The sequence below is a fragment of the Actinoplanes octamycinicus genome, assembly GCF_014205225.1.
GTDB lineage: Bacteria > Actinomycetota > Actinomycetes > Mycobacteriales > Micromonosporaceae > Actinoplanes > Actinoplanes octamycinicus.
This window is the reverse complement of sequence record NZ_JACHNB010000001.1, coordinates 1,337,023-1,356,486: the sequence shown is the minus strand read 5'-3', so window position 1 is coordinate 1,356,486 and position 19,464 is coordinate 1,337,023. Positions and strand designations below refer to the sequence as shown.

Genomic DNA, 19,464 nt, shown 5'->3' with positions numbered 1-19,464 from the left:
GTCGGGTGACTTCTGACGAGAGCGGATTCCGGATCGAACGCGACACGATGGGCGAGGTGCGGGTCCCGGCCGACGCCCTGTGGCGGGCGCAGACGCAGCGCGCGGTGGAGAACTTCCCGATCTCCGGGCGGGGCCTGGAGCCGGCGCACATCCGCGCGCTGGCCCGGATCAAGGGCGCCGCCGCGCGGGCCAACGCCGAGCTGGGCGTGCTGGACAAGGACCTGGCCGAGGCGATCGCCACGGCCGCCGCGCACGTCGCCGCCGGCGGCTACGACGACCAGTTCCCGGTCGACGTGTTCCAGACCGGCTCGGGCACCTCGTCGAACATGAACGCCAACGAGGTGATCGCCACCCTGGCGTCCCGCGCCGCCGACCGCCCGATCCACCCGAACGACCACGTCAACGCGTCCCAGTCGAGCAACGACGTGTTCCCGTCGTCGATCCACCTGGCCGCCACCGAGGCGGTCCGCGACGACCTGATCCCGGCGCTGGAGCACCTGGCCGGGGCCCTGCGGGAGAAGGCCACGGCCTGGTCCGGCGTGGTGAAGAGCGGCCGTACCCACCTGATGGACGCCACCCCGGTCACGCTGGGCCAGGAGTTCTCCGGGTACGCGCGGCAGGTCGCCAACGGCGTCGAGCGGCTGACCGACACCCTGCCCCGGCTCGGCGAGCTGCCGCTGGGCGGGACCGCGGTGGGCACCGGGGTGAACACCCCGCCCGGCTTCGCCCCCGCGGTGATCGCGTTGCTCCGCGAGGAGACCGGGCTGCCGCTGACCGAGGCCCGCGACCACTTCGAGGCGCAGGGCGCGCGGGACGCGCTGGTCGAGGCGTCCGGGCAGCTCCGGGTGGTGGCGGCCGGGCTCTACAAGATCGCCAACGACATCCGCTGGATGGGCTCCGGCCCCCGGGCCGGGCTGCGCGAGCTGCGCCTGCCCGACCTGCAGCCGGGTTCGTCGATCATGCCGGGCAAGGTGAACCCGGTGGTGCCCGAGGCGGTCCGGCAGGTCTGCGCCCAGGTGATCGGCAACGACGCGACCGTCGCCTTCGCCGGCACCCAGGGCGACTTCGAGCTGAACGTGATGCTGCCGGTGATGGCCCGCAACCTGCTGGAGTCGATCCGGCTGCTGGCCGCGGCGAGCCGGCAGCTGGCCGACCGCTGCGTGGCCGGCCTGGAGGCGAACGAGGAGATCGCCCGGGGTTACGCCGAGGGTTCCCCGTCGATCGTCACCCCGCTCAACCGCTTCCTCGGGTACGACGAGGCCGCCGCGATCGCCAAGCAGGCGCTCGCCACCGGTCGCACCATCCGCGAAGTGGTCATCGAACGCGGACATGTCAGCTCGGGAACCCTGACCGAGAAGCAGCTCGATGAGGCGCTGGACGTCCTGAGGATGACCCGGCCGTGAATTGATGGCGCCGTTGACCTTGCGCTGAGCGATCTTTCTCGATGAGATGCGGAGATCTGACTCTCACGAGGAGTGCATTTCATGAGAAGACGCCTCACCGTCGGAGCCGTCGTCACGTTGACGGGTCTGGCTTTCCTCACCACGGTCCCGGGCTCCGCTCAGGCGGAGCCCACGGCCGTGGTCGATTACACGGTCGTGGCCGCCGACGGGGTTTCCGCGTCGGACGCCCAGGCCGCGATCAAGGCCGCCGGCGGCACCGTCGTCAGTGCCAACGACGCCGTCGGCGTCTACCGCGTGACGTCCACCGACGCGAAGTTCGAGACCAAGGCCACCGCGTCGCCGGCGCTGATCGGCGCCAGCGAGCGCAAGGCGATCGGCTACACGCCGAACGGCGTCGAGAAGGTGGAGCGGGGTCTCACCTCGCGCGGCGGCAAGGGCCACGGCCCGGCCAAGGCCGACCCGCTGGACGACAAGCTCTGGGGCCTGGCCATGGTCCGGGCCGACAAGGCTCGCAAGATCGAGTCGGGCGACAAGAGCGTCACGGTCGGCGTGATGGACACCGGTCTGGACGCGTCGAACCCGGACCTGGGCGCCAACTTCAACACCCGGCTGTCCCGCAACTTCGCCCCGGACATCCCGGCGATCGACAACGAGTTCATCGACGGCGTGGACCAGGGCTGCGAGGTGCCCAGCTGCGTCGACCCGGTGGGCACCGACGACGGCGGGCACGGCACGCACGTGGCCGGCACCATCGGCGCCGCGCTCAACGGCAGCGGCATCTCCGGCGTCGCGCCGGGCGTGTCGCTGGTCGAGCTGAAGGTCGGCCAGGACTCCGGCTACTTCTTCCTGGACCCGGTGGTCAACGCCCTGACCTACGCCGCCGACAAGGGCATCGACGTGGTGAACATGTCGTTCTACGTCGACCCGTGGCTCTACAACTGCACGGCCAACCCGGCGGACAGCCCGGAGGCGCAGGCCGAGCAGCAGGCGATCATCGCCGGCATGCGGCGGGCGCTCAACTACGCGCACGCCCGCGGCGTCACCATGTTCGGCTCGCTGGGCAACAACCACGAGGACAACGGCAAGCCGCGCACCGACACGTCCAGCCCGGACTACGGCGGCACGCCGTACTCCCGGCCGATCGACAACGCGACCTGCTGGGACCTGCCGGTCGAGGGCCCGCACGTGATCGGCGTGTCCGCGGTCGGCCCGTCCGGCAAGAAGGCGGACTACTCCAACTACGGCCTCGAGCAGATCTCGGTCGCCGCGCCGGGTGGCTACGCCCGGGACGGCTTCGGCACCGACACCTACAACACGCTGGGCAACCGCATCCTCTCCAGCTACCCGCGGAAGGTGCTGCAGGAGGAGGGGCTGGTCGACGAGGCCGGCAACATCACCGCGGACGGTGAGGGCTCGGTCTTCAAGGACTGCACCAAGGCCGGCAAGTGCGGCTACTACACCTACCTGCAGGGCACCTCGATGGCCTCGCCGCACGCGGCCGGCGTGGGCGCCCTGATCGTCAGCCGGTACGGCCTGCCGGACCTGCGCCGCGGCGGCAAGACGCTGCTGCCCGCGCTGGTCGAGCAGATCCTGTACCGCTCGGCTGCCGAGCAGTCCTGCCCGACGCCGCGCCTGCAGAGCTACGCGCAGGAGGGCCGGTCCGCGGAGTACGACGCGCTCTGTGAGGGCGGGAAGAACTTCAACGGCTTCTACGGGTACGGGATCGTCGACGCCTACGCGGCGGTCGGCGGACGCTGATCCGAGCCGCCCCGCCCGTGTCGCACGGGCGGGGCGGATACTCGGTCGCGCCGGTCGGTACCCTTGTACGGTGACTCTGCGCTTGTACGACACCGCGACCCGATCGGTCCGGGACTTCGTCCCGATGACGCCCGGTCAGGTGGGGATCTACCTGTGTGGTGTCACCGTGCAGTCCTCCCCCCACATCGGCCACCTCCGCTCCGCCGTGAACTACGACGTGCTGCGCCGCTGGCTGCTGCACACCGGCCTGGAGGTGACGTTCGTCCGGAACGTCACCGACGTGGATGACAAGATCCTGCAGAAATCGCTGGAGCAGGGCCGGCCGTACTGGGCCATCGCCTTCGCGAACCGGCTGCTGCTGGACCGGGACTACCGCACCCTCAACGTTCTCCCGCCCACCTACGAGCCGCTGGCCACCGGGCACATCACCGAGATGCACGACCTGATCGCCGAGCTGATCGAGCGCGGTCATGCGTACCCGTCGGCGGCCGCCAACGGCGATGTCTACTTCGACGTCCTCTCCTTCCCGGAGTACGGCGCGCTGTCCGGGCAGAAACCGGACGACATGCGCGCCGGCGGCGAGGTGCTGGAGCGGGACAAGCGCGACCACCGCGACTTCGCGCTGTGGAAAGGCGTGAAGGCCGACGAGCCGCAGGACGCGTACTGGCCGTCGCCGTGGGGCCGGGGCCGGCCCGGCTGGCACATCGAGTGCTCCGCGATGGCCCGGCGCTACCTCGGCGACGAGTTCGACATCCACGGCGGCGGGCTGGACCTCACCTTCCCGCACCACGAGAACGAGGTGGCCCAGTCGAAGGCGGCCGGGCTCGGTTTCGCCCGGTTCTGGGTGCACCACGCCCTGCTGAACCTGGGCGACTCCAAGATGAGCAAGTCGCTGGGCAACGTGATCGACCTGGACTCGGTCACCGCCTCCGGGATCCGCCCGGTCGAGCTGCGCTACTACCTGGGCAGCCCGCACTACCGCTCGCGGATCGACTATACCGACGACGCGCTGCGCGAGGCCGCGGTGGCGTACAAACGGATCGAGGGCTTCGTCAAGCGGGCCGCCGAGGTGGTCGGCCCGGGCCGGCCCAAGGCGGTGCCGCCGGCGTTCGCCGACGCGATGAACGACGACCTGAACACCTCGGCCGCGCTCGCGGTGGTGCACGACACCATCCGGGAGGGCAACACCGCGCTGGCCGCCGGTGACGAGCCGGCGATCCGGGGCGCGCTGACCGCGGTCCGGGCCATGCTCGGGGTGCTCGGCCTCGACCCGCTCGACGACGCCTGGGGTGGCGGCGAGGGCGGCAACGATCTGAAGCCGGTGGTCGACTCGCTCGTCGCGCTGGCTCTGGAACAGCGGGCCCAGGCCCGCGCACGGAAGGACTGGGCGGCCGCCGATCAGGTGCGGGACCAGCTCAAGAACGCGGGTATTCAGGTGGAGGACACTCCGGCCGGGCCGCGCTGGACGGTAGGAGAGCAGCACTGATGCCGGGTAATTCACAGAACGCGAGCAAGCGCGCCACCTCGAAGAAGGGCGCTCCGGCCGGCTCCGGCGGCAAGAACCGCGCCGGGCTGAAGGGCCGGGGCAAGACCCTGCCGGCCGACGAGCGGCCGTGGCACAAGGGCTACTCGGGCACCGAGAAACTGCCCGAGAAGACCGCGCGCAAGCAGGACAAGGAGCGCCGGGCCGCGGCCGCCGAGGGCCGCGCGCCCAAGGTCGGCCAGCCCGGCACCAAGGACACCACCTGGGGTCGCGGCGGCGGGCGTGCCCCCGGTATCACCCGCACCCAGGCCGCCCGGGGCGGTGGCCGGGCTTCCGGTCCGCGCGGCCCGCGGGTCGCTCCGGGGCGGCGGTCCAACCCCACCAAGGAAGGCCCCGAGCTGCTGCTCGGCCGCAACCCGGTGGTGGAGGCGCTGCGCGCGCTGGTGCCGGCCACCGCGCTCTACGTGGCGCAGGGCATCGACATCGACGAGCGGGTCGCCGAGGCGGTCCGGACCTCCGGTGACCGGGGCATCCCGATCCTGGAGGTCAGCCGGGCCGAGCTGGACCGGATGACCGGTGGCGTGCTGCACCAGGGCATCGGCCTGCAGGTGCCGCCGTTCGCCTACGAGGACTTCGACGACCTGGTCGCCGCGGCGCTGGAGCAGACCGCGCCGCTGCTGGTCGCGCTGGACGGGGTGACCGACCCGCGCAACGTGGGCGCGGTGATCCGGTCGGTGGCCGCCTTCGGCGGGCACGGCGTCTTCATGACCGAGCGGCGCGCCGCCGGCATCACCGCGACCGCCTGGCGCACCAGCGCCGGCGCGGCCGCCCGGGTGCCGGTCTCTCAGGTGGTCAACCTGACCCGGGCGATCAAGGCGGCGCAGAAGCAGGGCTTCACCGCGATCGGCCTGGACGCCGACGGCGAGACCGACCTCTACCAGCTGGAGGCCGCCGTCGGCCCGCTGCTGGTGGTCGTCGGCTCCGAGGGCCGCGGCCTCTCCCGCCTGGTCGGCGAAACCTGCGACCTGCGGGTGAGCATCCCGATGGCCTCGGACGTCGAGTCCCTGAACGCCAGCGTCGCCGCCGCCGTCACCCTGGCCGAGGTAGCCCGCCGCCGAGCCCACGGCTGACACACGCGGAAGCAACGGCCCGGTGGGTGACCCACCGGGCCGTTCCCGTGTCGGCTCCCCGCCCGCCGAACAGCGGCACCTCCGACCTGCCTATTCATTGTTTTCCGCCCCGGGCAGGCCCAGTTTCCCGTGAATAGCCCATGTCGAATCGGCGTCCCTGGACAGGTATTCACCGCCCCGTGGTCGACATCATCCGTCGTGGATGGACACACTCGGCGACAACGGGAAACGCAAAAGCAAGAACCCTGCGACGTGCATTCACGTCGCATACCTTGCATTTACTTTGCGTTTGTAATCCCCGTTACCCAGTTGTAGTCCTCATCATTCACGGGGAGAGAAAACGTCAATGAAACTGAAGCAGGCCATCCCCGATCTCGCCCTGGCCGTCGCCGGCACCGGCGCCACCGCGCTGGTCACCCCAGTCGCCGCCCAGGCGGCCCATGCGGCGTCTACCAGAACGGCGACCGCCTCTACATCCGCAGCTGCACCCGCCCGCGCAGCAGGGACGTAGCGGTCCTCTACAGCGGCCGCCAGATCTGCCGCTGGCTCGCCTACGGCTCCGCCCAGGACTCCGCCCGCTGGTCCAGCGTCGACTACGCCTACGACTCCCCGACCCGCCCCGCCAACTGCGCCGGCTAAATAGCATGGGGCCCGCTCACCAAGCGGGCCCCACCCCGCATTAAAAGGCCAACCCACGCGCCCGCAACGGCCGACTCGGTAATCCGGAAAGTGAGCCCCCAGCACCTCGCGATGCATTGAGTGCTGACAAAAATAAGAAGCAGATCAATCAGCGCTGCCGCTGCCAAACACATGCCCCGATGTTCCAACCCGGCCCGAAGCCCAACCGTGACCGTCCGTAACGCGGGGGTCTGGGGGGCTCGGCCCCCCAGGCAAGCGAAGCGACGTCCCCGGTCCGCGCTCTCCGCGGACAGGGGACACCGAGGACGGAGCCCCCGGTCGGACTCGAACCGACGACCTTCCGTTTACAAGACGGATGCTCTAGCCAACTGAGCTACAGGGGCGCGGGCCTCAGCATAACGTCCCGTTATGCAGTCGCCATCTTGGCAGCACAGGGAAAACCAAATACGGTGACGGGGCTGTTCCTTCTACTCGGATCGTCCGGCACGTTCCTGCCGGTGGAAAGGAAGTCGTTTCACCATGGCTACCGTCACTTACGCGAAGGCCTCCCGGATCTACCCGGGTTCTGAGCGCCCCGCGGTCAACGAGCTGAACCTCGAGATCGGCGACGGCGAGTTCCTCGTCCTGGTCGGCCCCTCCGGTTGTGGTAAGTCCACCAGCCTGCGCATGCTCGCCGGCCTGGAGGACGTCGACCGTGGTCAGATCCTGATCAACGACAAGGACGTCACCCACCTCCCGCCGAAGTCCCGTGACATCGCGATGGTGTTCCAGAACTACGCTCTCTACCCGCACATGACGGTGTACGAGAACATGGCGTTCGCCCTGAAGCTGCGCAAGACCCCGAAGGCGGAGATCGACCGCGCGGTCAAGGAGGCCGCCGGCCTGCTCCAGCTGGAGGAGTACCTGTCGCGGAAGCCGAAGGCGCTCTCCGGTGGCCAGCGTCAGCGTGTCGCGATGGGCCGCGCGATCGTCCGTCAGCCGCAGGTCTTCCTCATGGACGAGCCGCTGTCGAACCTCGACGCGAAGCTGCGGGTGCAGACCCGTTCGCAGATCGCCACCCTGCAGGCGAAGCTCGGCGTCACCACCGTCTACGTCACCCACGACCAGGTCGAGGCGATGACCATGGGTCACCGGGTCGCGGTCATGCTGGACGGCGTGCTGCAGCAGGTGGACACCCCGCGGGCGCTCTACGACACCCCGGGCAACGTCTTCGTCGCCGGCTTCATGGGCTCCCCGGCCATGAACATCAAGACTGTTCCGCTGACCGAGGCGGGCGGCGTGTTCGGTTCGCTGACCATCCCGCTGACCCGCGAGCAGGTCGCCGCGGCGCAGAGCGGTGACGGCAAGGTCACCGTCGGGTTCCGCCCGGAGGCCGCGGACATCGTGCCCGAGTCGATCGACGCGCTGCCGATCGTGGTGGACCTGGTCGAGGACCTCGGTTCGGACGCGAACGTCTACGGTCACGCCGAGCTGGCCGGTGGGTCGGAGCGGTTCGTGGTGCGCACCGAGCGTCGCAACATGCCGCACATGGGCGAGACCGTCTACATCCGGCCGCAGGCGAACGCGCTGCACGTCTTCCACGCCGGCTCCGGCCAGCGGATCTGATCCAGCGCCAGGCAGTGAGAAGGGCCGTCCGGTGAGCCGGGCGGCCCTTTCTGTCGCCGGGGTCAGCCGGCGAACCGTTTGATCGCGAAGTCCTTCTCGCCGACGCAGGCCAGCATCGACGTGTTCCACGAGCAGCTGCCGCTGCGCACGTCGGACAGCGGGCCGATCTGCACTTTCGGGTCGCCGAGGTGCACGCCGTCCAGGTAGCGGTCGCTGACCGACATGGACAGGTCGTCGGAGAAGCGCAGCACGTTGCCGCCGTCGAGCCGGGCCGCGGCGCCCTTGACGCCTTCCCATTCGGGTTTGCCGTCGGCGTCGTAGAGCGTGGTCGTCTCGTCGCCGACGGCCAGCACCGCGTCGCCGACCGGGATCAGCACCTCGGCTTTCGGCGTGGTCCGGCGCCACACCTCGCGGTGCTGGTCCAGGTCGATCGCGACCACCTGGGCTTTGTCGTAGGCGTAGGACACCGTCTCGATGAAGCAGATCCGGTGTTCGCCGCAGGGCGCCAGCCCGGTCACCGAGCCGTCCTTCTTCGCGGTGTAGAGCAGCTGCGGCTCACCGCTGTCCAAGCCGGCCAGGTCGTAGGCGAGCAGCCGGTGGCTGCTGGACTCCTCGACGAACAGCCGGCCGTCGTGCGCCACCATCGGTTCGCTGCCGTAGGCGACGTCGGCCCGGGACTTGCCGATCTTGCCGGTGCGCACGTCGATCACCCGGGCCGTGCGGTCGCTGGTGAGCTGCACGACCTGGTCGTCGTCGCTGAGCTCGGGTGCGGGCAGGCTGCCTCGGGCGCCGGATGTGCCGTCCAGGTCGGCCTGGCTGGTCACGGTGACCAGCCCGCTCTGCGTGGTGTCCGCCGGGTTGTCGGCGTGCCAGCGCTCCTCGCCGGTGGTCAGCTCGTAGCCACGCAGCGTCTTGGCCCGGTGGTCCTCGATCAGCACGATGTCGGCGCCGAACCGCACCGTGTCGTCCGAGCTGTGCAGCGTTTTCTCCCAGCGGACCGCGCCGGTGCGGCCGTCCAGCACGACCAGGCGGGCGGTGCTGGTGGTGTAGTCCGGCTCGGAGAGCAGCACCGCCGCCCCGGGCAGCGCCCACAGCCGGGACCAGGTCCGCGCGGTGCCGGCCTTGGTGTTCTTCCAGATCTCCTCGCCGGCGTCGAGGTCGTAGGCGGTCACCACCGCTTCGCCGGACTCGCCGGTGCCGGCCAGGTAGGCCCGGTCGCCACGCACCGCGGTCGCCGCCCAGCCCGAGGTGATCGGCGCGGCCGGGTCGAGCCGGGCGACGTCCTGCAGGTCGTGGTAGTCCAGGGCGCGGAAGCCGGGCCAGAACAGGTAGGCGGCGGCCACGGCGAGCGCGACGGTCGCGGCTGCGGCCGCGCCACCCACGATCCAGAGCCCTTTACGGTACGACGACCCGCGCCCACCCTGGCCCGGCGTCCCGATCGGCCAGGTCGGCCCGGCCGCGGTCGCCGCCGTCGGGGGTGCCATCGAGTACGGCGGCGGGCTGCCGGCCTCGCGCGCGGCCGCCTCGGCCTCGGCCCACGGGTCGACCGGCTCGGCGAAGCGGATCGACGGCTCGTCGGCGGCCGGCGGGTTGCGCGGCGGCTCGGCCCGGGTGTCGGTCGGCGGCGGTGGCTCGTGCGGCGCGGTCGGCGGGGTGGCCGCCGGGGCGGTGCCGGTCGCGTACCGGAAAGGGTCTTGATCGGGGGTTCTGCCTGGTGGCGTGGCGGCAGCGGCCTGCTCGGAGCCGTCACCCGGAACTGGCATCTGGTCGCCTCCGCCGTCGTCGTGTCGGTCCGTCATGCTACCGAGCGACGGCTTGCCGATCACGCTGCGCGGCGGGGCTAAGGTGGCGGGCATGCGGATCGAACGGGTGACCGCCGCCGACGAGGTGCGGCGCGGTGCCGACCTCTTCGACGCGCCGCCGCTCGACGAGGCGACCCGGCGGTTCCTGCACGATCCGACCCACCATCTGCTGTTCGCCTACGACGACGCGGGCCGGCCGGTCGGGATGATCTCCGGGGTGGAGACGACGCATCCGGACAAGGGCACCGAGATGCTGGTCTACGAGCTGGGCGTGGCGCCGGTGGCCCGGCTGCAGGGGATCGGGACCGCGCTGGTCACCGCCCTGGCCGAGCTGGCCCGCAAGAACGGGTGTTACGGCATGTGGGTGGCCACCGAGAACGACAACGCCGCGGCGCTGGCCACCTACCGGTCGGCCGGCGCGCTGGAGGAGACCACGTTCACGCTGCTCAGCTGGGATCTGCTGGACTGAGGTCGGTCCTGCCGATCAAGCGGGGCCGCGCCTCGCGCTCGCTTGATCTGCAGGACCGACCTCAGGCGCGCGCGGCGACCGGCCACACGTAAGGCAGGTCGTCCGGCACGTCGCCGAAGATCGGGCGGTAGGTCTCCGGGTCCTTGCGCAGCAGCGCCGACTGGTGGCTGCGATGCACGTCCGGATCGCCGAGCCAGGGCGGCACCGCGACCACCCGGGCGAGCTGTTCCTGGCTGCGCACCTCGGTGATGCCCTTGGCCGCGCGCAGGTCGGTGAGCAGCGTGGCGGCGCAGGTGTCGGCGCGGCCGGTCGCGGTCCAGATCTCGCACATGGCCAGGCCGTACCGGACCAGCGCCTCCTCGTAGCCGCGCCACATCAGTACCGCGGGGTGGTGCCGCCAGCCGTAGTCCGCGACGGTCAGGCCGCGCAGCACCTGGATGGTCTCCACCCGCTGTTTGCCGAGCCGCTTCTGATCCAGCACCCGGGCGCTGGCCAGGAAATCCGGATATGGCAGAAAAGTCTGCATACCCGGAGTTTTCCCTGGACAGCGTCGGTGAAACGGCTCCGCTCAGTTGCGGTCGAGCGGCTCCTCCAGCAGGCGCGGGTCGTCCACCTTGGACCGCGGGTCGGCGGACTTGGTGTAGGGCGCGACCGAGACCGAGGGCGCGGCCGACGCGGACGGCGCGACCGAGACGGGCGCCTCGGACGCGGGCGCCTCCGAGGCGGGCGCCTCGGCGGAGGGTGCGGCCGGCTCGGAGACCGCGACCGACGGCGAGGGCAGACCCGGGCGTGCCGGGGCCGAGGCGTAGGGCGAGGCCGACGGGGCGGCCTCGGGGAGCAGGTCGGCCGGGGCCACCGGCGAGCCGCCGAGCGGGAACCCGGCCAGCGCGGTCCGGTTCGTGCCGGAGAGCCGCTTCGGCAGGCCGCGCACGCTGAGGTCGCCGTCCAGGTCGTCGAGCAGCGGGTACTCGCTCGACGCGCTCTCCAGGACCGGGCCGCCCGCCCTGGTCGGGCTGCCGTCCGGGAGCAGGCCGCTCTCCATGGTCCGGCTGCCGGACGGGAGCAGGCCGCCGACGACCGGCAGCCGGCCGAGCAGCGGCAGGCGGGCCGTGCCGGTGTTCGCGTCGGTGAACGGGACGCCCTTGAGCGAGCCGGTGAACCGGTCATCGGGGCTGTTGTGGATGCTGCCGCCGATCACGTCGGCGGCCGGCAGCGGGCTGCGCCGGCCGGTGTCGCCGGACTCCGTCTTGCCGCTGCCGCCCTTGGTCAGCGTGTGGCCGGCGAGGTCGTTCTGCCCGGGCCGGATCGGGAACAGCTGCTGGCCGTCCCGGTCCAGGGTGAGCAGCGGGGCCCGGCCGAGCGGGTCGCTGCCGACCGGGCTGGACAGGCGCAGGCCGTTGGTCTTGGCCAGCACGTCGCCCAGCGGGTCGGCGTACGGCGTCACGGAGCTGATCGGGTCCGGTGACGTGTCGTCCGCCTGGGCGGGGGCGGCCCCGAACAGGAGGAATCCACCGGCGATCATTCCGGCTCCGGCATACCACAACTTACGCACTGATCTTCTCCAGACCACTTCGGACGATGGGTTTGCTGGAAATACCCACCAACTCGGACGAATGGTGTCGGATGGGGCAACGGAGGGCCCCACCAGGCGGTAACGGCTCACTACGATTCGTGAACGTGAGTGCGTCGCCCGGTTCCGCCGCTGATACCCGTCCCCACCTGGTCGTCTGTGGCGCCGACGCGCTGGTCTGGACACTGGCCGAAGAGCTGGCGAATTCCCGCCATCGGATCCGGCTCACCGTGATCACTCCGCCCGAGCTCCGCCCGGACGTGCCCGACCTGACCGTGCTGGAGGAGCGTGGCGTCGAGCTGCGCCAGGCCGAGCGGCTGGACGAGCGCACGTTCCGCGAGGCCGGACTGGCCGGCGCCACCGCGCTGGCCCTGGTGATGCCGGACGACATGGTCAATCTGCACGCCGCCCTGTGCGCCCGGGAGGTGGAGGAGAAACTGCGGGTGGTGGTCCGGATGTTCACCACCGGGCTGGCCGGCAGCGTCGGCCGGATCTTCCCGGACCACGTGGTGCTCTCCGACGCCGAGATGGCCGCGCCCGCCTTCGTGGCGGCCGCGCTCGGCGAGGTCGCGCCCACCCACTTCCGGCACGGCGACCGGACCCTCTACGTCGCGCACCGCGGCGACGTGCCGGATCACGCGGTGATGGCGACCCTGGCCACCGACGCCGACGGCGAGGCGGCGGTGCTGCCGGCCGAGCCGGACCGGCCCGCCGTCCGGGCCGACGACCTGGTGCTGGCCGAGGCGACCGGCCGGCCCGGCGAGGACGTCACCCGCCGGCTGCTGGCCCGGGCCGGTCGCCGGCGTCGTCCGCTCGCCGCCTTCGGCCGGGCGCTGCGCGCCGCACTGAACCGCAAGCTCGGCGTCGCGGTGCTGATCACGCTGGTCATCACGGTGCTGGCCGGCGCGGTGCTGAACGCCTGGGACGACACCCGGCACGACCTCTGGGAGTCGATCTACGTCACCCTGATGACCGCGGTCGGCGCGTCCGATGTGGAGGACCAGCGGAACGCGGTCGCCCAGGCCGCGCAGCTGGTGCTGACCGTCGCCGGGCTGGCGCTGCTGCCGCTGATCACCGCGGCCGTGGTGGACGGCATGGTGAACGCCCGGCTGGCGCTCAGCCAGGGCCGGGTCGCCGGCGCGCTGCGCGACCACATCGTGCTGGTCGGGCTCGGCAACGTCGGCACCCAGGTGTTGCGCCAGCTGCACGACCTGGGTGTCCGGGTGGTCGCGATCGACCGGCACGCGGACGCCCGCGGGGTGAAGTCGGCGCAGCGCCGCGGCGTCCCGGTGATCGTCGGCGACGCCTCCCGGGAGGAGACGCTGCAGGCCGCGTCGATCGCCACCTGCCGGGCGCTGGTCGTGGTCTCCACCAACGATCCGGTGAACCTGCAGGCCGCGCTGCACGCCCGCGGGATCCGCGACGACCTGCGGGTGGTGCTGCGGCTCTTCGACGACGACTTCGCGCAGCGGATCGGGTCGGCCTTCGACATCACCGCGTCGCGCAGCGTCTCCCGGCTCTGCGCCCCGGTGTTCGCGGCCGCCCTGCTGGACCGCAACGTGCACGCCAGCATCCCGGTCGACCGGCACGTGCTGCTGGTCGGCACGGTCACGGTGCGGGGCGGGTCGGCATGGGACGGTGCCTCGCTGGGCGACGTCGACCACGCCGGCCAGGCCCGGGTGATCGGCATGTCCGGTGCGTCGGCCGGTGCGGACTGGATGGACTGGCGGCCCGATCCGCGCCGGGTGCTCGCCCCGGGCGACCGGATCCTGGTGGTCGCCCGGCAGCGCGCGTTGCGAGCCCTGGTCGAGAGATCGAAACCCTAGACCCCTTTTCCGGTACGGCGGGTGGCGCTTCCGGCGTACCGGAAAGGGCTCTGACCGGAAGCCGGAAAGCGGACCTAGACCGCCAGCTCGTCGGCGTCGACGCCGAGCACCGCCTGCTCGTCCGGCTTGTTGACCAGCACCTCGGTCAGGTAGGACTGCACCGCCGGGCCCATCCCGACGTCGCGGCCGGCGCGCTCGGAGAGCAGCCACTTGTGCTGGATGATCTGGGAGAAGATCTCCTGCGGCTCGAGCTTGCGCCGCAGCGCCGGCGGGACGGCGCGGACTACCGGCTCGAAGACCTCGGTCAGCCAGCGGTGCGCGGCCTGCTGCTCGTCGGTCAGCGCGCTCTCCGCGCGATAGGTGTCCAGGTCGTTGAGCAGCTGGCGGGCCTGGTTCTCCTCGGCGTCCAGGCCGGTCAGGCGCATCAGCCGGCGGGTGTGATAGCCGGCGTCGACCACCTTGGGCCGGACCCGGTAACCACCGTCCACCGTCGACATGGACACCTCGGCCACGTCGAAACCCATCTCGTTGAGCCGGCGGATGCGCCGCTCGATGTGGTGCCGGGCGTCCCGGGCGACCTCCTGCTCATAGGTCACCTCGTGCCACAGCCGCTCGTAGCGCGCGACGATGTCGTCGACCACTTTCTCCGGGTCGATCGACTCGTGCAGCAGCTCGGCGGCCTGCAGGTCGAGGCACTCGCCGAAGATGTTCAGCCGGAGGATCTCGATGTCCTCGCTGCGCTGGCCCTCGGAGAGTTTCGGATAGAGGTTGCCGGTCTCGGCGTCCACCAGGTAGGCCGCGAAGGCGCCGGCGTCCCGGCGGAACAGCGTGTTCGACAGCGAGCAGTCACCCCAGGAGAAACCGGTCAGATGCATCCGGACCACCAGCGCGGCGAGGGCGTCGAGCAGCCGGTTCATCGTGTCCGGCCGGAGCACCCGGGAGAACAGCGCGCGGTAGGGCAGCGAGAACTGGAGGTGCCGGGTGACCAGCACGGTCTCCAGCGGCTCGCCCTCCAAGGTCAGCCGGTCGGTGGCGATCGCGACCGCCTGCACGGCCGGGAAGTCGATCCGCTCCAGCGCGCGGAGCAGGTCGTACTCCTTCTCGGCGATCCGCTCCCGGGTCTCCTTCATCGCGTAGACCACGTCGTTCAGCTTGACGAAGCGCACGACGTGCCGGGAGATGCCCTGGGGCAGGGCGACCAGATGGTCCGCCGGCCAGTCCTCCAGCGGCACGTGCCACGGCAGGTCCAGCAGCGCGGGGTCGATGAGGGCGGAGGTGATGCGCACCGCCCCAGTGTGCCCGTTCCGGTTCCGCGTCGTGCCCGTAGGTGGCTCGTTACACAGGTGCGAAAACGCCTACGACGTACCGGGAGTGGCATGCGACGCAAGACAGCGATCGTCGTCGGAGCGTGCGCCGCCCTCGTGCTGGCCGGGGTGGCCGGCGCGATGACGGCGAAGCACGGCGACGAGAGGCCGGTCGGCACCTGGCAGCAGGCGCCCGGGGTGCCGCGGACACCGGTGGCGGCTGAGGCATCACTGCCGCCGGCGACGGTCGCGGTGCGGTCGTCCGGCGAGGCCGTTCCTTCGTCCGCGTCCGCCTCGTCGCGCGAACGCGCCTCGCCGACCGCCCCGACCTTCTCGGAGCCGTCCTCGGCCGCCCGGAAATCTTCGCATAAAACGGACAAAACGCCGGAAGGCGCGGAGCGTGTCCTCGAATCGGCTGAGGCGGCGCCCGGGCGGCAGCGTGTCGGGGAACTGCTCCACGTCGGCAAGCTGCTCGGATATCTGGCCGGGCCGGCGAAGCAGACATTCCGCTATCCGGGTGCTTCGTACGTGAAGGTGCACTTCTCCCGGATGGCGATGCTGCCGGGGGACTATGTCACGGTCGCGAACCCGGACCGCACCGAGTCCTACCGCTACGACACGGAAAACGGCGGTCGATGGGCGATGTCGATCAGCGGGGACACCGCCGTGGTCGAGGTGCACCGGGCGCTCGACCCGCTCGGGCTGCGCTCCGCACTCGACGGGCTCGGCGTGCGGGTCGACCGGGTGGCGCGCGGGTTCAGCCGTACCGAACAGGCCCGGGTCCCGGCGCCGGCGTCCGTGCGGCCCGGCCGGAGCGGCCGCGAGGAGTCGGTGTGCGGCGCCGACACCTCCACCGACGCGGTCTGTTACCAGTCCGCCGACCCGGTCGCCTACATCAAGTCCAAGGCGATCGCCCGGCTGCTGATCAACGGGACCGAGCTGTGCACCGGCTGGCGGGTCGGCCCGAAGAACCGGATGCTCACCAACAACCACTGCCTGACCACCTCGGAGGAGGCCTACGACACCGAGGTCTGGTTCAACTACCAGTGCGCCAAGTGCGGTGGGTACGACGTCTTCAAGCCCACCAAGGTGTGGGGCGACCAGGTGGTCTCCACCGACCATGTGCTGGACTACACGCTGTTCAGCGTCGACGGCTTCGACGACGTGGCGAAGTTCGGCTACCTCACGCTGGATGCCGCGCGGCCGGCCAAGGGGACCGAGCTCTACGTGCCGCAGCACCCGGCCGGCGAACCGACCCGGATCGCCGGGGCCAAGGGGGAGAAGGCCGGCAACTGCGCGGTCGACAACCCGGACTACACCGGTTACGCCGCGCACTCCGACGTCTCGTACTTCTGCGACACCGCCGGGGGCTCGTCCGGCTCGCCGGTGCTGTCCCGCAAGACCAACAAGGTGGTGGCGCTGCACCACTTCGGCGGATGCCCCAATTCGGGGGTTCGCGGCGACCTGCTGGCCGCGAAGTTGCGGGCGTACCTTTAACTTTTACGGATGATCCAACGCCGCACCCTCGCCTGGTGGCCCGACCTCCTGCTGCTCGCGGCGTTCGCGGCGCTGACCGTGGCGTTGATCGACGGCCACCTGCTGGGGCTCGACCAGCGGGTGGCCGACTGGTCCCTGTCGCACCAGCCGTGGTTGCCGTACTGGACCGCGCGGGTGCTCAACTACCTGGGGCAGGGCGGTCAGGTGCTCACCCCGGTGGCGCTGATCCTGACCGGGCTGCTGGTCCACCGGACCCGGTCGGCGCGGGCGGCGCTGCCGTTCGTCGCGGCGTACGTCGTGACCTATCTGACGATCGGGCCGATGAAGATCTTCTTCGACCGGGCCGCGCCGAGATATACCGGCCCGTTCAAGGTCGAGATGTTCAATCCGGTGGCGAGCGGTGACCTGAGCAGGAGCTATCCGTCCGGGCACATGGGCAACTCGCTGGTCTGGTACGCGGTCTTCGCGATCCTGGTGGCCGCCCTGCTGCGCCGCGCCCTGACCCGGCGGGAGTTCGTCGCCATCCGGGTCCTGCCGGTCGCGATCGTCTTCGTCACCACGGTCTACACCGGCTTCCACTGGCTCACCGACTCGATCGCCGGCCTCCTGCTCGGGCTGGTCCTGGCCCGCTTCCTCGAACGCATCCCGTGGGACCGGGTCCCCCTCCCCGCCCTCCGCGGCTGGAACCGCCCCGCCTTCTCCTCCTCCCGCTGACCCGCGCCGCCTTCTGCTCCTCCCGCTGACCCGCGCCGCCTTTTCCTCCTCCCGCTGACCCGCGCCGCCGCCGTCGAGACCGCCGGGCGCGGGCGGTCCGGGCGGCTGTGCGCCTCGCGGTGGTTCCGGCGGCGGGGATCAGCGGGTGGGGGGCTCGGCCAGGCGGTCGAGCAGGGCGGGGATCGCGGCCAGCAGGCGCTGCTCGTCCCGGGTGAGCGTGGTGGCGATCCGGGACGCCACCCACTCGCGGCGGGCGGACCGGTCGTGGTCGAGCGCGATCTCGCCGTGCGGGGTCAGCGTGATGACGAAGCCGCGGGCGTCGGCCGGGTTGGGGGTGCGGCTGACGAAGTCGAGTCTCTCCAGCTCGGCGACGGTGCGGCTCATGCTCTGGTGGGTGACCCGGCGGAGCGCGGCCAACTCGGCGATGGTGCGCGGGCCCTCACGGCTCAGGTAGCCCATCGTCTCGGCGTGCGTGCGGGGCAGCGAGTCGGCGTGCGCCCGGGTGGTGCGGACCAGCCGGGCGCACGCCTGCCGCAGTTGCTCGGCGATGTCGGTCAGATCAGGTTCGTTGCTCGCGGCCATGGCGATAATGTACAACATGGTTGTACAACAGTGTTGTACATCTGGGCCTGACTGGGAGAACGCCATGGAACTGACCAAATTAGGCCACGCCTGCGTGACGCTGGAGCGGGACGGCCGCCGGCTGGTGATCGACCCCGGTGGCCTCACCCCGGAGGACGCCCTGGCCGGGGCCGACGCGGTGCTGATCACGCACGAGCACTTCGACCACTTCAGCCCGGAGAAGCTGGCGGCCGCGCTGACGGCGAACCCGGCCCTGCGGGTCTGGACCAACGAGTCGGTGGCCCGGGCCTTCGACGGCGACCCGGCCCGGGTGCACGTGGTCGGCGACGGCGACGCCTTCACCGCTGACGGTTTCGAGGTGCGCGCCTACGGCCGCTGGCACGCCGAGCTGCACCCGGACATCCCGCGCGTCCCCAATGTCGGCTTCCTGGTCGACGGGCAGGTCTTCCACCCGGGCGACGCGCTCACCGTGCCCGACGTGCCGGTGCCGACCCTGCTGCTCCCGGTGCACGGCCCATGGTCCCGGGTCGCCGACCTGATCGACTGGGTCCGCGAAGTCAAGCCGGCCCGGACGATCGGCGTCCACGACGGCGCCCTCAACCCGATCGGCCTCACCATGCTCGGCACCTTCCTCGGTGAGCAGGGCCCGGCCCCGACCGGGGTGCCCTACACCCACCTGACCCCCGGCCAGTCCCACGAGCTGCCCTGACGGGGTCGATCGGGTCGAGGTTCGTGGCGGAGCCGATCGGGTCGAGGTTTGTGGCGGAGCCGATCGCGTCGAGGTTCCTGACGCAGCCGACCGCGTCGAGGCCTGACGGAGCCGACCGCGTCGAGGTTCCTGACGGAGCCCATCACGTCGAGGTTCCCGATCGCGCCGGCCGCCCCAACCGAGCCCACCCTCCCAGGGGGAGCCATCCTCTTGCCAGAGTGCCGAATCTTCGCGGGCCGCGATGCGCAGCCTGTGGACAACGCGGTGATGTGGACAGCGGGTCCCGGCGACGACCTGGCGCGGGCAACGAAGGGAGCGCCGATCGTCAGCCCCGACGGATGGGGCGTCGCTGGCCTCGGCTGGTGAGCCGCCGTTGACCTCAGCGGGTGAGGCGGCGCTGGCGTCAGTGAGTGGGCCGCCGTTGATGTCGATGTGGGACGTCGCTGGCTTCAGCGGGTAGGGCGGTGCTGGCCTCGGATGGGGGTCGCTGGCTTCAGCGGGTGGGGCGTCGTTGGCTTCAGCGGGTAGGGCGGTGCTGGCCTCGGGTGGGGCGGTGCTGGCCTCGGGTGGGGCGGTGCTGGCCTCGGGTGGGGCGGTGCTGGCCTCGGCGGGTGGGGCGTCGCTGGCTTCGGCAAGTGGGGCGGTGCTGGCTTCGGCGGATGGGGCGTCGCAGGCTTCGGCGGGTGGGCCGCCGCTGGCCTCGGTGTGGGGCGGCGCTGGCCTCGGCGGGTGGGGCGTCGTTGACCTCGACGGGTGAGGCGGCGCTGGCGTCAGCGATGGGGCCGCCGTCGATGTCGGTGTGGGCCGTCGCAGGCTTCGGCGGATGGGCCGTGGACGACGTGGTCGGGACGGCGGGTTTTCGGTGACCACCCGCGGACCGTGAAGGGTGCGGCGATCGTCCTGGACGCGCCAGCGGCCAGATCGCCGCGCCCGGCCCGCGCGGGAGCATGCGGCCCGCACCCCAGCGGACCTG

At 71.4% G+C, this 19,464-nt stretch carries 16 protein-coding genes and 1 tRNA gene; 11 read left to right on the top strand and 6 right to left on the bottom strand.

Annotated elements, in window-relative coordinates:
* Positions 1 to 5: 5 nt before the first annotated feature.
* From BJY16_RS06045 to rlmB, 4 genes are all read left to right on the top strand, one after another.
* The gene (locus BJY16_RS06045; RefSeq protein ID WP_185038125.1) at positions 6 to 1,403 is read left to right on the top strand and encodes a class II fumarate hydratase; all 1,398 of its coding nucleotides are present in this window, start codon (positions 6 to 8) and stop codon (positions 1,401 to 1,403) included.
* An 81-nt stretch (positions 1,404 to 1,484) separates the two neighbouring features.
* Entirely contained in the window at positions 1,485 to 3,161 is a 1,677-nt protein-coding gene (locus tag BJY16_RS06040; protein ID WP_185038124.1) for a S8 family serine peptidase, read from the top strand.
* 70 nt (positions 3,162 to 3,231) lie between these two features.
* The gene (gene cysS, locus BJY16_RS06035) at positions 3,232 to 4,647 is read left to right on the top strand and encodes a cysteine--tRNA ligase (protein WP_185038123.1); all 1,416 of its coding nucleotides are present in this window, start codon (positions 3,232 to 3,234) and stop codon (positions 4,645 to 4,647) included.
* Positions 4,647 to 5,774 carry a 23S rRNA (guanosine(2251)-2'-O)-methyltransferase RlmB gene (gene rlmB, locus BJY16_RS06030; protein WP_185038122.1) on the top strand — a complete coding sequence of 376 codons (1,128 nt, stop codon included), beginning with the start codon at positions 4,647 to 4,649 and terminating at the stop codon, positions 5,772 to 5,774. Before cysS ends, rlmB begins: the two co-directional genes overlap by 1 nt.
* Before the next feature lie 948 nt (positions 5,775 to 6,722).
* Here the strand turns inward: rlmB and BJY16_RS06025 are convergent.
* Positions 6,723 to 6,796: transfer RNA gene (locus BJY16_RS06025), tRNA-Thr, on the bottom strand.
* A 136-nt stretch (positions 6,797 to 6,932) separates the two neighbouring features.
* On the opposite strand from BJY16_RS06025, the gene BJY16_RS06020 reads away from it, so the two are divergent.
* Complete coding sequence (locus tag BJY16_RS06020; RefSeq protein WP_185038121.1) at positions 6,933 to 8,018, top strand: ABC transporter ATP-binding protein; 1,086 nt, start codon at positions 6,933 to 6,935, stop codon at positions 8,016 to 8,018.
* A 62-nt stretch (positions 8,019 to 8,080) separates the two neighbouring features.
* Here BJY16_RS06020 and BJY16_RS06015 read toward each other — a convergent pair whose 3' ends face one another.
* Positions 8,081 to 9,781 carry an outer membrane protein assembly factor BamB family protein gene (locus BJY16_RS06015; protein ID WP_185038120.1) on the bottom strand — a complete coding sequence of 567 codons (1,701 nt, stop codon included), beginning with the start codon at positions 9,779 to 9,781 and terminating at the stop codon, positions 8,081 to 8,083.
* A gap of 91 nt (positions 9,782 to 9,872) precedes the next feature.
* Between BJY16_RS06015 and BJY16_RS06010 the strand changes: the two genes are divergently transcribed.
* Complete coding sequence (locus tag BJY16_RS06010; RefSeq protein WP_185038119.1) at positions 9,873 to 10,289, top strand: GNAT family N-acetyltransferase; 417 nt, start codon at positions 9,873 to 9,875, stop codon at positions 10,287 to 10,289.
* Between the two features lie 61 nt (positions 10,290 to 10,350).
* On the opposite strand, the gene BJY16_RS06005 is transcribed toward BJY16_RS06010, so the two are convergent.
* Positions 10,351 to 10,815 carry an MSMEG_6728 family protein gene (locus BJY16_RS06005; RefSeq protein WP_185038118.1) on the bottom strand — a complete coding sequence of 155 codons (465 nt, stop codon included), beginning with the start codon at positions 10,813 to 10,815 and terminating at the stop codon, positions 10,351 to 10,353.
* A 42-nt stretch (positions 10,816 to 10,857) separates the two neighbouring features.
* Positions 10,858 to 11,811 (bottom strand): hypothetical protein, encoded by a 954-nt coding sequence (locus BJY16_RS06000; RefSeq protein WP_185038117.1) that lies wholly within the window; start codon positions 11,809 to 11,811, stop codon positions 10,858 to 10,860.
* A 155-nt stretch (positions 11,812 to 11,966) separates the two neighbouring features.
* On the opposite strand from BJY16_RS06000, the gene BJY16_RS05995 reads away from it, so the two are divergent.
* The gene (locus tag BJY16_RS05995) at positions 11,967 to 13,685 is read left to right on the top strand and encodes a potassium channel family protein (protein ID WP_239177226.1); all 1,719 of its coding nucleotides are present in this window, start codon (positions 11,967 to 11,969) and stop codon (positions 13,683 to 13,685) included.
* A 74-nt stretch (positions 13,686 to 13,759) separates the two neighbouring features.
* Here BJY16_RS05995 and BJY16_RS05990 read toward each other — a convergent pair whose 3' ends face one another.
* Entirely contained in the window at positions 13,760 to 14,971 is a 1,212-nt protein-coding gene (locus tag BJY16_RS05990) for a DUF4032 domain-containing protein (RefSeq protein WP_185038115.1), read from the bottom strand.
* Positions 14,972 to 15,061: 90 nt separating this feature from the next.
* Here BJY16_RS05990 and BJY16_RS05985 point away from each other — a divergent pair, with 90 nt between their 5' ends.
* Positions 15,062 to 16,486 carry a trypsin-like serine peptidase gene (locus BJY16_RS05985; RefSeq protein ID WP_185038114.1) on the top strand — a complete coding sequence of 475 codons (1,425 nt, stop codon included), beginning with the start codon at positions 15,062 to 15,064 and terminating at the stop codon, positions 16,484 to 16,486.
* A 9-nt stretch (positions 16,487 to 16,495) separates the two neighbouring features.
* Positions 16,496 to 17,200, top strand: a complete 705-nt coding sequence (locus BJY16_RS05980; RefSeq protein WP_185038113.1) for a phosphatase PAP2 family protein — start codon at positions 16,496 to 16,498, stop codon at positions 17,198 to 17,200.
* Positions 17,201 to 17,338: 138 nt separating this feature from the next.
* On the opposite strand, the gene BJY16_RS05975 is transcribed toward BJY16_RS05980, so the two are convergent.
* Complete coding sequence (locus tag BJY16_RS05975; RefSeq protein ID WP_185038112.1) at positions 17,339 to 17,782, bottom strand: MarR family winged helix-turn-helix transcriptional regulator; 444 nt, start codon at positions 17,780 to 17,782, stop codon at positions 17,339 to 17,341.
* Positions 17,783 to 17,846: 64 nt separating this feature from the next.
* Between BJY16_RS05975 and BJY16_RS05970 the strand changes: the two genes are divergently transcribed.
* On the top strand, positions 17,847 to 18,491 hold the full coding sequence (locus BJY16_RS05970) for an MBL fold metallo-hydrolase (RefSeq protein WP_185038111.1): 645 nt from the start codon (positions 17,847 to 17,849) through the stop codon (positions 18,489 to 18,491).
* A gap of 532 nt (positions 18,492 to 19,023) precedes the next feature.
* Positions 19,024 to 19,248 (top strand): hypothetical protein, encoded by a 225-nt coding sequence (locus BJY16_RS05965; protein ID WP_185038110.1) that lies wholly within the window; start codon positions 19,024 to 19,026, stop codon positions 19,246 to 19,248.
* Positions 19,249 to 19,464: the final 216 nt, after the last annotated feature.

Bases quoted from the DNA above. Each gene is read 5' to 3' on its own strand.
- BJY16_RS06020 (WP_185038121.1), top strand. From the start codon at position 6,933: ATGGCTACCGTCACTTACGCGAAGGCCTCCCGGATCTACCCGGGTTCT.
- BJY16_RS06000 (WP_185038117.1), bottom strand. From the start codon at position 11,811: ATGATCGCCGGTGGATTCCTCCTGTTCGGGGCCGCCCCCGCCCAGGCG.
- rlmB (WP_185038122.1), top strand. From the start codon at position 4,647: ATGCCGGGTAATTCACAGAACGCGAGCAAGCGCGCCACCTCGAAGAAG.
- BJY16_RS06040 (WP_185038124.1), top strand. From the start codon at position 1,485: ATGAGAAGACGCCTCACCGTCGGAGCCGTCGTCACGTTGACGGGTCTG.
- BJY16_RS05985 (WP_185038114.1), top strand. From the start codon at position 15,062: ATGCGACGCAAGACAGCGATCGTCGTCGGAGCGTGCGCCGCCCTCGTG.
- BJY16_RS06010 (WP_185038119.1), top strand. From the start codon at position 9,873: ATGCGGATCGAACGGGTGACCGCCGCCGACGAGGTGCGGCGCGGTGCC.
- BJY16_RS06005 (WP_185038118.1), bottom strand. From the start codon at position 10,815: ATGCAGACTTTTCTGCCATATCCGGATTTCCTGGCCAGCGCCCGGGTG.
- BJY16_RS06015 (WP_185038120.1), bottom strand. From the start codon at position 9,781: ATGCCAGTTCCGGGTGACGGCTCCGAGCAGGCCGCTGCCGCCACGCCA.
- BJY16_RS05970 (WP_185038111.1), top strand. From the start codon at position 17,847: ATGGAACTGACCAAATTAGGCCACGCCTGCGTGACGCTGGAGCGGGAC.
- BJY16_RS05980 (WP_185038113.1), top strand. From the start codon at position 16,496: ATGATCCAACGCCGCACCCTCGCCTGGTGGCCCGACCTCCTGCTGCTC.
- BJY16_RS05975 (WP_185038112.1), bottom strand. From the start codon at position 17,782: ATGGCCGCGAGCAACGAACCTGATCTGACCGACATCGCCGAGCAACTG.